Origin of the sequence: Pseudomonas sp. IT-P395 (genome assembly GCF_949767675.1) — a bacterium.
Lineage (GTDB): Bacteria > Pseudomonadota > Gammaproteobacteria > Pseudomonadales > Pseudomonadaceae > Aquipseudomonas.
The window spans coordinates 220,941-232,996 of the sequence record NZ_CATKPW010000002.1 but is presented as its reverse complement, the minus strand read 5'-3'; the positions used below and the strand labels follow the sequence as shown (position 1 = coordinate 232,996).

Here is a 12,056-nt window from a genome sequence, read left to right as displayed (position 1 = left end):
GAGGGTTTATGGTGTTTAGGTGATCGGGGAATAGCCTTCGATTTCATCCGGCCAGGCGGTGAGGATTTCGAAGCCGGTTTCGGTGACCGCAACCATATGCTCCCACTGCGCCGACAACGAGCCATCCTTGGTCAGCACCGTCCAGCCATCCGGCATGTTCTTCACGTGACGTTTGCCGGCATTGAGCATCGGTTCCACGGTAAAAATCATCCCCGCCTTAAGCTTCATGCCCTGGTTGGGAAAGCCGTAATGCAGAATCTGCGGCTCGTCGTGATAGACCTTGCCGATCCCGTGCCCGCAATACTCGCGCACAACGCTGAAGCCTTCCTTCTCCGCCAGGCTCTGGATCGCGTGGCCGATGTCGCCCAACGTCGCGCCCGGTTTCACCACGCGAATACCCGCGCACATCGCTTCGTAAGTGGTCTTGATCAGGTGCTGCGCCTCAGGCGTCGCCTCACCCACCACGTACATGCGGCTGGTGTCGCCGAACCAGCCGTCCTTGATCACCGCGATGTCGAGGTTGACGATGTCGCCATCCTTCAGCGGTGTGCCCGACGGGATGCCATGGCACACCACATCGTTGACCGAGGCGCAGACGGTTTTCGGAAAGCCGTGATAGCCGACGTTGGCCGGCACGGCTTTCTGCACGTTGACGATGTAGTCATGACACAGTTGATCGAGCTGATCAGTTGTGACGCCCGCCTTGACGTGCTGCACCAGCATTGCCAAAACTTCAGCGGCGAGTTTGCCGGCAGCGCGCGATTGCGCGATGTCGGCCGGGGTGTTGATCTTGATCTGGTTTCTCATGCGCTGACGGCTTCCTGAGTCAGTTGTTGCAGATCCAGCCCGCCGTTCTGTTCGGCGCGGATCAGCAAGCGGCAAATGGCGCTGTGGTCGAGGTTGGGGTGCAGTTCGGCGAGCATGCCGATGCGCATCCAGTGCTCGGCCTGCGCGTTGATCGAGCGGCTGAGCGCATTGCTGGAGATACGCAGGTTCTCGTGCATGTCCTCTGAAATCTTTACGATGCCCATATATGAATCCGATACGATGTGTATATGGATCGTATATTAGCCAAGCATCCACCAAAATTGCAAACACACACGCTGATCGTTCCCACGCTCCTGCGTGGGAATGCAGCCCGTGACGCTCCGCGTCACTGGACGCGGAGCGTCCCTAGAGGCATTACCACGCGGAGCGTGGGAACGATCAGTCGCGGAGCGTGGGAACGATCAACAGCCAAATCGCGGGCAAAAAAAAGCTGCCAAATTCGGCAGCAAAAACTTTAAGAACACGCGATGTATTGGCCTCAGCATAGACGCCGGATAATGACAGTGTCATGACAGCCGCAAATTCATTGAACCGCCCCTGCCCCGTCATCAGGATGTCATCAAGATCACGGCAGAATCCTCGCAAACCGTCTTGAGCCTCGCGACGGATGCTCTGCAAGGATTCCCATGAAAGACGACGCCTCGCTGTTTGCCGCCATCGACCTGGGTTCGAATGCCTTTCGCCTGATGATCGGCCAGTCGGTGCGCAGTCGAAAGGGCTTGCAGATTCAGGAAGTGAAAACCTTGCGCGAACCGGTGCGTCTTGCCGAAGGCTTTGACGGTGGCGCGCTGGATGCGTTGGCGCTGGATCGCGGCTGGCAGGCGTTGGCGCGGTTCGGCAAAAAGCTGCGCGGTTTCGAGGCCGGCCGAGTCCGTGCGGTGGCAACCAGCGCAGTGCGCGAGGCTGATAATGCGCAGCTTTTTCTCGCCAGTGCCGAGCGGCATCTGGGGTTTCCCATCGACGTCATTTGCGGCCATGAAGAGGCGCGGCTGGTCTACGCCGGCGTGACTCACGCCTTGCCCAGCGCCGAAGACATGCGCTTGGTGGTCGATATCGGCGGCGGCTCCACGGAATTGATCCTCGGCCAAGGCTCACAACCGTTGCTCACCGAAAGCATCGCCATTGGCAGCGGCACCTTGAGCACGCGGTTCTTTCGCGGCGGTGATGTTTCCGCCGGCGCGCTACAGGAAGCCGAACGCTTCGCTATCCTGCAGTTTGAAAACGTCGCCCGGCGCTATCGTGCTCAGGGTTGGCAGCAAACCATCGGCTCTTCCGGCACCGCGCGCATGCTCGCCAAAGTGCTCAGGGCCAATCGCCTCAACGACTTCGGCCAGGACGGCATCACCTACGGTGGCCTGCTGCGTCTGTCGCTGCTTTTGCTGAAAGTGAACAATGTGCAACAGCTCAAGCTTGCCGGCCTGCAAGCACATCGTCAGAGCATTTTGCCGGCCGGTCTGGTGTTGATGCTCGCGGCGTTCAAGGTGTTCGGCATCGCGCAAATGCTGCCCTCCGAACCGGGCCTGCGTTTAGGCGTCTTGCACGGTCTGATGAGCCAGCACTAATCCTCGCCGCAACAGATTCGTCTCCCCTTCAGCGGCTTGATCGACTACCATGCCGCCGCTGGTTCCCGAACGGGACTAATAGGGAATCCGGGGTGTTTGCACAGCATTGACCGGAACTGCCCCCGCAACTGTAGGTGCCGAGCCTGCTCCACGACTGCCACTGGGTGAATCCCGGGAAGGCCGGAGCCAGGCGATGACGCATCAGTCAGGAGACCTGCCGGCACAGTGATTACTAACCGGCGGGGTGTCCGGGAAGGACATCGTGCCGTGTACTTCTGCTTTTGATGACCGGCCTTGCGCAGTTTCCCTGACCGCGTTCGATGGTGTGTTTCCAGACCGTACTCTCCCGCTCCCCGTACGGTTCCCCTGGAGACTGCCCCATGCTGCTGCCTCGCATCGCCACCCTCATCACCGGCCTGAGCCTTGGCGCCATGGCGCAAGCGGCACCGACGGTCTATCCGCTGACGGTCGAAAACTGCGGCAGCACACTCAATTTCCAGCACGCACCGACGCGCACGGTGACCATCGGCCAGGCCGGCACGGAAATGCTCTACGCCATGGGCCTGGGCGACAAAGTCGTCGGCACCTCGCTGTGGTTCAACAATGTGCTGGACAAATACAAGGCACAGAACGACAAGATCGAGCGTCTGGCCGATAACGAACCGAGTTTCGAATCGGTAATCGGCAAGCGCCCGGAACTGGTCGCCGTGGAGCTGGAATGGATGGTCGGCCCGCAAGGCGCGGTCGGCACCCGTGAGCAATTTCATGAATTGAAGATTCCGACCTACCTGCTGCCCTCCGATTGCGAAGCCAAGGACAACCTCGTCGGCGCCGACGGCACGCGACTGGCGCCGTTTCGCATCGAGACAATTTACAAGAGCGTGAGCCAACTGGCGCAAATCTTTGATGTGCAGGAGCGTGGCCAGCGGCTCAACGACGAACTCAAGGCCAGCCTCGCCAAGTCGATTGCCACCGCCCAAGGTAAACAACTGAAGGACGCCAGCGCGCTGGTGTGGTTCTCCAGTGCACAAATGGACATCGAGCCATTTGTGGCCGGACACAAAGGCATTCCCGATTTCATGCTCAGCACCCTCGGCGTGCGCAACGTGGTGGCGTCCGATGAAGAGTGGCCAACGGTCGGCTGGGAAACCATCGCCAAGGCCAACCCGACTTTCCTTGTGATCGCGCGCATGGATCGTCGACGCTTCCCCGCTGACGACTATGAAAAGAAACTCGCCTTTCTGCGCAGCGACCCGGTGACGCGCAACATGGACGCGGTGAAACACAACCGCATCATCATTCTCGACGCCATGGCCATGCAGGCGAGCCTGCGCATGTTCGACGGCATCGAGCAACTGGCCACGGCCATCAACGGCTATGACCTGTCGCAATGAGTGCCAGCCTGATCCGTACGTTGCTGGCCCTGGCGACGCTGTTGATTGCAGTGGTTGCGGGCGTGGCCATCGGTGAAACCTCGATTGAACCGGGTGTGGTGGTGCAAGTGCTGGCGAACAAGTTGTGGAACGCCGGTTACGCGCTCGACCCGATCGATGAAGGCATCGTCTGGAACTACCGCCTGACCCGCGCACTGGTCGCGGCCGCGTGCGGTGCGGGTCTGGCGACGTGCGGGGTGATTTTGCAGTCGCTGCTGCGTAATCCGTTGGCCGATCCCTACTTGCTGGGGATTTCTGCCGGCGCCTCGACCGGGGCGGTGATGGTCGCGCTGCTTGGCGTTGGCGCGGGGATGATCTCATTGTCAGTCGGTGCCTTCGCCGGCGCGGTCACGGCGTTCGTGCTGGTGATTCTGCTGGCGCGAGTCAGCGGTTCGGCCAGCGGCACCGGGCAGATCATTCTTGCCGGGATCGCCGGTTCGCAGTTATTCAATGCGCTGACGGCGTTTCTGATTACTCGTTCGGCCAGCTCCGAACAGGCGCGCGGCATCATGTTCTGGCTGCTGGGCAATCTCGGTGGTGTGCGCTGGCCATCGGTGTGGCTGGCAGTGCCGGTTGCCGTGCTGGGACTGGTCGTGTGCCTGTGGCATCGGCGGGCGCTGGATGCGTTTACCTTTGGCGCGGATTCGGCGGCATCCCTCGGTATTCCGGTGCGACGCGTGCAGATTTTGCTGATTGGTTGTGCGGCGCTGGTGACGGCGGTGATGGTGTCGATTGTCGGTTCAATCGGCTTTGTCGGGCTGGTGATTCCCCACGCCGCGCGGCTGTTGCTCGGTACGGGTCATGCGCGATTGCTGCCGGCCAGTGCCTTGGGCGGTGCGGTGTTTTTGATTGCTGCTGATGTGCTGTCGCGCACGCTGATCAAGGGCCAGGTGATTCCGGTCGGGGTGATTACCGCGCTAGTCGGTGCGCCGGTGTTCGCCTTGATTCTGGTTGGCCGCAGGTCCGCGCGATGAACAGTGTTTTGAGTTGTTCTGGTCTGAGCTTCAAGGTACGCGGCGCCGAGTTGCTCAACGGTGTCAGCCTTGACGTCCGGCGCGGCGAAACCTTGGGTATCGTCGGGCCAAATGGCTCGGGCAAATCCACCCTGTTGAAGTTGCTGGCCGGGCTGCGTGAACCGAGCGCCGGCGAGGTGCTGCTCGAAGGTCAGCGTCTCGGCAAAATGGCCCGGCGCAGCATTGCGCAGAAGCTGGCGGTGGTCGAACAACAGGCCGACACTGATGACGGCATTCGCGTGTTCGACGCGGTGGCGCTGGGGCGCACACCCTGGCTGTCGGCGCTGCAACCGTGGTCGCAGGCAGACGACGCCATCGTCCAGCAGGCGCTCACCGATGTAGACGCCATGCACCTGCGCACGCGTCTTTGGCGCAGCCTGTCGGGTGGTGAGCGGCAGCGAGTGCATATCGCTCGGGCACTGGCGCAGCGGCCGCAGATTCTATTGCTCGACGAGCCGGCCAATCACCTCGACATTCAGCATCAACTGACCATTCTCAATGTGGTGCAGGCGTTGCCGGTGACCACGCTGATCGCGCTGCATGATCTTAATCAGGCGTTGAAGTGTGATCGTCTGGCGGTGCTGGAGCGCGGGCGGCTGGTGGCGTTGGGCGCGCCGCTGGAAGTGCTGACACCGCAGCGGTTACAGGACACTTTCGGGGTCAGGGCGCATTACCTGACGGACCCGTTCGATGGGGCGCAGATTCTCCGGTTTCACTCATGAGATTGTGCATGTGGGTTGTTTGCCAGACCGGGTCAGCGTCGACATCGATAATCTCGAAGCCTTGGCGCTGCCAGAACGCGATGGCGCCCGGCAGAAATGGATGAGTATGCAGGTAGATCACTTCAACTCCGTCGGCGAGTGCCAGGTCTTTGAGTGATCGATACAGCGCACCGGCCAGGCCTGAGCGGCGCTGTGATGGCAGGACAAACAGACGGACGATTTCCACCACTTTAAGGTCCGGATAGAGCAAGTGCGGGAAGCGTCGGTCGTAAGGGAGATAGCCGATTGAGGCGACAATCTGCCCTTCGTGACGAGCGATCAGAAAGCGCCCTGCCCCACGCAGATAAGCCTCGGCAAAACGCGCCAGATCGTCGGGCATGCCGGTCGCGCTGAGCTTGGGGAAAAGCTCGGCGCGGGCGCTTAGAACAAAATCCAGCACCTCGGGAATGTCTGCGTCGGACACGGTTTGGATAACGGGTTGATCACTCATGTAGCGGCAAATACCTAGGATGCGGCTGGGCACAGTAGCAACAGCTTTTCGGCGATGCCATGAGAATTCCCGTTTCTGAAAATACATACACAACCCCTGTAGGAGTGAGCCTGCTCGCGATAGCGGTGTGTCAGTCACCGATGATTTGACTGACACACCGCTATCGCGAGCAGGCTCACTCCTACAAGGGGTTGTGTTTATTCAGGTGGTTAAGGTGTCAGGCCAGCTCTTTACGCAATTGCCGGGCGGCGGTGACCATATGCACCAGCGCCGCTTCCGTCTCCGGCCAGCCACGGGTTTTCAGGCCGCAGTCCGGGTTGACCCATAGCCGCTCGGCCGGAATACGCTTGGCAGCCTTGCGCAGCAGATTAGCCATTTCCGAAGCATCCGGAATGCGTGGCGAGTGGATGTCGTAGACGCCCGGGCCGATGTCGTTCGGGTAAGCGAACGCTTCGAAGGCCTCCAGCAATTCCATGTCCGAACGCGAGGTTTCGATGGTGATCACGTCGGCATCCATCGCCGCGATGGACTCGATCACATCGTTGAACTCGCTGTAGCACATGTGCGTGTGGATCTGCGTTTCGTCGCGCACACCGGAAGCACACAAACGAAACACCTCAGTCGCCCAGTCCAGATAATGCTGCCACTGCGCCTGACGCAACGGCAGACCTTCACGGAACGCCGCTTCATCGATCTGCACGATCTTGATGCCGGCGGCTTCCAGATCCACCACTTCATCACGAATCGCCAGCGCCAGTTGCCGCGCCTGCACTTCACGGCTGACGTCTTCACGCGGGAACGACCACATCAGCATGGTCACCGGCCCGGTCAACATGCCTTTCATGACCTTGTCGGTCAGGCCTTGAGCGTAGCGGATCCACTCCACGGTCATGGCTTTCGGGCGGCTGAGGTCGCCGAAGATCACTGCCGGTTTGACGCAACGCGAACCGTAACTCTGCACCCAGCCAAACCGGGTGAATACGTAGCCGTCGAGTTGCTCGGCGAAGTACTCAACCATGTCGTTGCGCTCGGCTTCACCGTGTACCAGCACATCGAGGCCCAGACGTTCCTGGATTTCCACCGCGTGGCGAATTTCGCTGTGCATGGCTTCGGTGTATTCGGCTTCGGTCAGCTTGCCTTGTTTGAACGACTGGCGAGCGAGGCGGATTGATGCGGTTTGCGGGAAAGAACCGATCGTCGTGGTCGGGAACAGCGGCAGATCCAGACCGGCACGCTGCTTGGCGATGCGCTGGGGAAACAGCGACTGACGCTGGCTGTCCTTGGCCGTAATCGCGGTGACACGGGCCTGAACAGCCGGTTTGTGAATACGCGGCGAAGCGGCACGCGCAGCCTGCACCGAACGGCTTTCGGTCAGTGCGCGCAGCACTTTCGGCGCTTCGGGTTCATTGACGGCATGCGCCAGAATCGCCACTTCTTCGCACTTCTGCACAGCGAAGGCCAACCAGCTTTTCAACTCGGCATCGAGCTTGTCTTCGCGGCCCAGATCCACCGGGCTGTGCAGCAGCGAACAGGACGGCGCCACCCACAAGCGATCACCCAAACGCTCATGGGCATGGCGCAACGTCGCCAAGGCGTTTTCCAGATCGCAACGCCAGACGTTACGCCCGTTGACCACGCCCAGGGACAACACTTTGTAGGCCGGCAGACGATCGAGAATGGTCGGATACTGCTCCGGGGCGCGCACCAGATCGATGTGCAGACCGTCGACCGGCAGGTTCGCCGCCAGACCGAGGTTTTCTTCCAGACCACCGAAGTACGTGGCGAGCAGTTTTTTCAGCGGATCACGCTGAATCTGGTTGTAGGCACGCTCGAAAGCGTTCTTCCATTCCTGCGATAGGTCGAGTACTAGAATCGGTTCGTCGATTTGTACCCACTCGACACCTTGAGCAGCGAGGCGCGCGAAGATCTGCCCATACAACGGCAGCAAGCGATCGAGCAATTCCAGCTTGTCGAATTCGGCGCCCTTGGCCTTGCCCAGCCACAGATACGTCAACGGGCCGATGATCACCGGTTTGACGTTGTGGCCCAGCGCACGGGCTTCTTCGACCTCTTCGAACAACTGCTCCCAGCCCAGTTGAAACTGCTGATCAGCGCTGAATTCCGGGACGAGGTAGTGGTAGTTGGTGTCGAACCACTTGGTCATTTCCTGGGCGTGCGCCCCGCCGCAGCAACTGTCGCTGACGCCACGGGCCATGGCGAACAGGGTGTGCAGATTGGCTTTGCCATCGTGCGGGCGGAAGCGCTCAGGGATCACACCGAACATCAGCGAATGCGTCAGCACCTGGTCGTACCAGGCGAAATCGCCGACCGGCAGCAATTCGATGCCAGCGTTTTTCTGCAAGTCCCAGTGAGCCTTGCGCAGCTCGCGACCGACTTCACGCAGGCCTGCCTCGTTCAGTTCTCCTTTCCAGAACGCCTCTTGCGCTTTCTTCAGTTCGCGGTCGCGACCGATGCGCGGAAATCCAAGGGAATGGGCCAGTGCCATAACAAACAACTCCAGTGTTCTGTTGATGGCGGCCATTGTCGGCAGTGGTCGCTAGTGAGACAAACTCAATTTAATCTTGATCAACACAAGTTTCCCTCATGATCAAATGATCGCAGTCTGTCTCCTGAAAACACTCCGAGGTGAGAGCGTTTGGCACGGCTGAGCGTTTTTTGCGGCGGGAAACTTGTCGGCAATTCAAGCTGTTCGTCGCCATGAAGACGCCCTTTGAAAACTCGATGACGCCTCTGTGTAAACGCTCTCGAACCCGCCCCGGCAGGTCTTTGATTTCGATCTATCGTTAGATCGAAATGGCTGAATTGGCGACCGACTAAAGGTTGCGACAGCTGATGTCTGAGCCTATGTTGCACGCGTGTCTTTTCCCCGCGATTGGAACGCGATCAACACCACCAAGAGGTGAAGAAATGTCAAAGGAATCACGCCCTGCCGTACTTGGGCTGATAGGCAACACTCCGCTTGTGCAGGTCACCCGCTTTGATACCGGGCCGTGCACACTGTTTCTCAAGCTTGAATCGCAGAACCCTGGGGGTTCGATCAAGGATCGCATCGGTCTGGCGATGATCGACGCCGCCGAGCGTGATGGTCGTCTGCAACCCGGCGGCACCATCGTCGAAGCCACCGCCGGCAACACCGGCCTGGGTCTGGCCCTGGTAGGCCGCGCCAAAGGCTATCGCGTGGTGCTGGTGGTACCGGACAAAATGTCCACCGAGAAAGTCCTGCACTTGAAGGCCATGGGTGCCGAAGTGCACATCACCCGCTCCGATGTCGGCAAGGGTCATCCCGAGTATTACCAGGACGTCGCCGCCCGTTTGGCAAAAGACATTCCCGGCGCGTTTTTCGCCGACCAGTTCAACAACCCGGCCAACCCGTTGGCCCACGAATGCAGCACCGCGCCGGAGATCTGGGCGCAGACCGAACATGATCTGGATGCCATCGTTGTCGGTGTCGGCTCGGCCGGCACGCTGACCGGTCTGAGCCGCTTCTTCAAACGCGTGCAGCCGGATCTGGAAATGGTCCTCGCCGACCCGGTCGGTTCGGTGATGGCGCAATACAGCCGCGATGGCTCGCTGCCGACGCCCGGCTCATGGGCGGTGGAAGGCATCGGTGAGGACTTCATTCCATCGATCACCGACCTCTCCAGCGTGCGCCACGCCTACTCGATCAGCGATGAAGAAAGCTTCGATCACGCCCGTCAGTTGCTCAAGGCCGAAGGCATTCTCGGCGGCTCCTCGACCGGCACCCTGCTCGCCGCCGCATTGCGTTATTGCCGCGAACAGACCGAACCGAAACGTGTGGTCAGCTTCGTTTGCGACACCGGTACGCGCTATCTGTCGAAGGTCTACAACGACCAGTGGATGACCGATCAAGGCCTGTTGCAGCGCAAGGGTTACGGTGATTTGCGTGACCTGATCGCCCGCCGCTTCGAGGACGGCCGCGTGATCAGCGTCGGCCCTGACGACACCCTGCTGACCGCGTTCCAGCGCATGCGCCTGGCCGATGTTTCGCAATTGCCGGTGCTGGTGGAAGGCAAGCAACTGGTCGGTGTGATCGACGAATCCGACATCCTGCTGGCGGTGCACGAAGACGCCGCGCGCTTCAGCCAATCCGTCTCCAGCGTGATGACCGACAAACTGCAAACCCTTGCCCCTGGCGCCAGCCTTGCTGAGCTGGAAACGGTGCTCAGCCGTGGCCTCGTCGCGATCATTGCCGATGCATCGGGCTTCCATGGCCTGATCACTCGCACCGACATGCTCAACCAATTACGGAGATCCCTCGCATGAGTCAGCACGACGATAAATCCCAAGGCTTCGCGACCCGGGTGATCCACGCCGGGCAGACGCCGGACCCGACCACCGGCGCGCTGATGCCGCCGATCTACGCCAACTCCACGTACCTGCAAGACAGCCCCGGCGTGCACAAGGGTTTCGATTACGGCCGCTCGCACAACCCGACGCGTTTTGCCCTGGAACGCTGCGTGGCGGACCTGGAAGGCGGCACCCAGGCGTTTGCCTTTGCTTCCGGGCTGGCAACGATTTCCACGGTGCTCGAACTGATCGATGCCGGTTCGCACGTCATCTCCGGCAATGACTTGTACGGCGGCACGTTCCGCCTGTTCGACAAGGTCCGTCAGCGCAGTGCCGGACACCGTTTCAGCTACGTCGATCTGACTGACCTGGCGGCGTTCGAAGCGGCGCTGCAGGACGACACACGCCTGGTGATTGTCGAGTCACCGACCAACCCGCTGCTGAGCCTGTCGGACCTCGCCGCTATCGCCCGTATCTGCCGTGCACGCGGGATCATCAGCGTGGCCGACAACACCTTTGCCAGCCCATATATTCAGCGGCCGCTGGAGTTGGGTTTCGACATCGTGCTGCACTCGACCACCAAGTATTTGAACGGCCACTCCGATGTGATCGGTGGGATCGCCGTGGTCGGCCAGAACCAGGAACTGGCCGAGAAGCTGGGCTTCTTGCAGAACGCGGTCGGTGCGATTGCCGGGCCGTTCGATGCGTTTCTGACCCTGCGCGGGGTGAAGACGCTGGCGCTGCGCATGGAGCGTCATTGCAGCAATGCGCTGGACCTGGCGCAGTGGCTGGAGCAGCAGCCGCAGGTTAAACGCGTCTACTATCCGGGTCTTGAGTCACATCCGCAGCATGAGTTGGCCAAGCGCCAGATGCGCGGTTTCGGCGGGATGATTTCCGTCGACCTGAACAGTGATCTGGACGGTGCACGCCGTTTCCTCGAGAACGTGAAGATCTTCGCCCTCGCGGAAAGTCTCGGCGGCGTGGAAAGCCTGATCGAGCACCCGGCGATCATGACCCACGCAACCATTCCGGCTGATACCCGCGCAAAACTGGGGATTGGCGATGGCCTGGTGCGTCTGTCGGTGGGCGTTGAAGACGTTGAAGACCTGCGCGCCGACCTGGCGCAAGCGCTGCAATCGATCTGACCTGGCAAGAACGACAAAGCCCGCACGAAGCGGGCTTTGGTGTTCGAGTAGGCGGCCAGTGCTGGTCTCTGGCTTACAAGGTTTATCGGGCTTCCCACAGTACCGGGTCAAATTGAAAGTTAGTGCCTCGGCTGCTTCACACGGCATAAGGGCTGGATCTCAGCGCGGAGATCTTTCTAACCGTGTACCTTTCGGAGCGCGCCCCACGCCCCCTTGCTATCCGATTGCGCATCAGTCTGCGTCTTCGCCTACACCTTTGAGCCTAGCAAAGCCTCGTGGACTTGAATCAGAGTTTTTAGACTGATTTGAGCTTTGCTCAAAACGGGCAGGAAGATAAGCGCCTAAAGGCCGCCGATCCCCCCGCCGTACCGCCTCGCTATCGCGATCTATACTCAATCAGTTCGATCATGATTCTGTCGACACCCGCACGCCTGACGGTGTGCCCGTGCCTTTCGCCCACCAGACTGACCCAGGCCAATGAGTCATAACGCCAGCGAACAAGCGGCGGACGATGCCTTATCGCTTTGTGGCTGC

At 60.4% G+C, this 12,056-nt stretch carries 11 protein-coding genes and 1 riboswitch; of the genes, 6 read left to right on the top strand and 5 right to left on the bottom strand.

Annotation, left to right across the window (positions count from 1 at the left end; translation table 11 throughout):
• Positions 1-15 precede the first annotated feature (15 nt).
• The 3 genes from map to ACM6IN_RS02295 form a co-directional block, all read right to left on the bottom strand.
• The gene (map, locus tag ACM6IN_RS02305; protein ID WP_414915334.1) at positions 16-807 is read right to left on the bottom strand and encodes a type I methionyl aminopeptidase; all 792 of its coding nucleotides are present in this window, start codon (positions 805-807) and stop codon (positions 16-18) included.
• Positions 804-1,031, bottom strand: a complete 228-nt coding sequence (locus ACM6IN_RS02300; protein ID WP_007918027.1) for a ParD-like family protein — start codon at positions 1,029-1,031, stop codon at positions 804-806. The genes map and ACM6IN_RS02300 overlap by 4 nt, the downstream gene beginning before the upstream one ends.
• 175 nt (positions 1,032-1,206) lie before the next feature.
• Positions 1,207-1,446 carry a hypothetical protein gene (locus ACM6IN_RS02295; RefSeq protein WP_414915333.1) on the bottom strand — a complete coding sequence of 80 codons (240 nt, stop codon included), beginning with the start codon at positions 1,444-1,446 and terminating at the stop codon, positions 1,207-1,209.
• Between the two features lie 8 nt (positions 1,447-1,454).
• Between ACM6IN_RS02295 and ACM6IN_RS02290 the strand changes: the two genes are divergently transcribed.
• The 4 genes from ACM6IN_RS02290 (at position 1,455) to ACM6IN_RS02275 (ending at position 5,558) form a co-directional block, all read left to right on the top strand.
• Positions 1,455-2,390, top strand: coding sequence for a Ppx/GppA family phosphatase (locus tag ACM6IN_RS02290; RefSeq protein WP_414915332.1), 936 nt, complete (start codon positions 1,455-1,457; stop codon positions 2,388-2,390).
• A gap of 42 nt (positions 2,391-2,432) precedes the next feature.
• A riboswitch (cobalamin riboswitch) is annotated at positions 2,433-2,627 on the top strand.
• Between the two features lie 143 nt (positions 2,628-2,770).
• Positions 2,771-3,784: an ABC transporter substrate-binding protein gene (locus tag ACM6IN_RS02285; protein ID WP_414915331.1), complete on the top strand. Its 1,014-nt coding sequence runs from the start codon at positions 2,771-2,773 to the stop codon at positions 3,782-3,784.
• A gap of 8 nt (positions 3,785-3,792) precedes the next feature.
• On the top strand, positions 3,793-4,797 hold the full coding sequence (locus tag ACM6IN_RS02280) for a FecCD family ABC transporter permease (RefSeq protein ID WP_185051904.1): 1,005 nt from the start codon (positions 3,793-3,795) through the stop codon (positions 4,795-4,797).
• On the top strand, positions 4,794-5,558 hold the full coding sequence (locus ACM6IN_RS02275; RefSeq protein WP_414915330.1) for an ABC transporter ATP-binding protein: 765 nt from the start codon (positions 4,794-4,796) through the stop codon (positions 5,556-5,558). The genes ACM6IN_RS02280 and ACM6IN_RS02275 overlap by 4 nt, the downstream gene beginning before the upstream one ends.
• Here ACM6IN_RS02275 and ACM6IN_RS02270 read toward each other — a convergent pair.
• Both ACM6IN_RS02270 and metE read right to left on the bottom strand, forming a co-directional pair.
• Positions 5,497-6,048 (bottom strand): GNAT family N-acetyltransferase, encoded by a 552-nt coding sequence (locus ACM6IN_RS02270; protein ID WP_123374978.1) that lies wholly within the window; start codon positions 6,046-6,048, stop codon positions 5,497-5,499. The two genes, ACM6IN_RS02275 and ACM6IN_RS02270, sit on opposite strands and share 62 nt — an antisense overlap.
• 217 nt (positions 6,049-6,265) lie before the next feature.
• Entirely contained in the window at positions 6,266-8,554 is a 2,289-nt protein-coding gene (gene metE / locus ACM6IN_RS02265; protein WP_414915329.1) for a 5-methyltetrahydropteroyltriglutamate--homocysteine S-methyltransferase, read from the bottom strand.
• 422 nt (positions 8,555-8,976) lie between these two features.
• Here metE and ACM6IN_RS02260 point away from each other — a divergent pair, with 422 nt between their 5' ends.
• Together ACM6IN_RS02260 and ACM6IN_RS02255 are read left to right on the top strand one after the other, a co-directional pair.
• Positions 8,977-10,353, top strand: a complete 1,377-nt coding sequence (locus tag ACM6IN_RS02260) for a pyridoxal-phosphate dependent enzyme (protein WP_095111476.1) — start codon at positions 8,977-8,979, stop codon at positions 10,351-10,353.
• Positions 10,350-11,522, top strand: coding sequence for a cystathionine gamma-synthase (locus ACM6IN_RS02255; protein ID WP_141128681.1), 1,173 nt, complete (start codon positions 10,350-10,352; stop codon positions 11,520-11,522). Before ACM6IN_RS02260 ends, ACM6IN_RS02255 begins: the two co-directional genes overlap by 4 nt.
• Positions 11,523-12,056: the final 534 nt, after the last annotated feature.

Coding starts and splice junctions, on each gene's coding strand:
- ACM6IN_RS02290 (WP_414915332.1), top strand. CDS start 1,455: ATGAAAGACGACGCCTCGCTGTTTGCCGCCATCGACCTGGGTTCGAAT.
- ACM6IN_RS02300 (WP_007918027.1), bottom strand. CDS start 1,031: ATGGGCATCGTAAAGATTTCAGAGGACATGCACGAGAACCTGCGTATC.
- ACM6IN_RS02275 (WP_414915330.1), top strand. CDS start 4,794: ATGAACAGTGTTTTGAGTTGTTCTGGTCTGAGCTTCAAGGTACGCGGC.
- metE (WP_414915329.1), bottom strand. CDS start 8,554: ATGGCACTGGCCCATTCCCTTGGATTTCCGCGCATCGGTCGCGACCGC.
- ACM6IN_RS02270 (WP_123374978.1), bottom strand. CDS start 6,048: ATGAGTGATCAACCCGTTATCCAAACCGTGTCCGACGCAGACATTCCC.
- ACM6IN_RS02255 (WP_141128681.1), top strand. CDS start 10,350: ATGAGTCAGCACGACGATAAATCCCAAGGCTTCGCGACCCGGGTGATC.
- map (WP_414915334.1), bottom strand. CDS start 807: ATGAGAAACCAGATCAAGATCAACACCCCGGCCGACATCGCGCAATCG.
- ACM6IN_RS02285 (WP_414915331.1), top strand. CDS start 2,771: ATGCTGCTGCCTCGCATCGCCACCCTCATCACCGGCCTGAGCCTTGGC.
- ACM6IN_RS02260 (WP_095111476.1), top strand. CDS start 8,977: ATGTCAAAGGAATCACGCCCTGCCGTACTTGGGCTGATAGGCAACACT.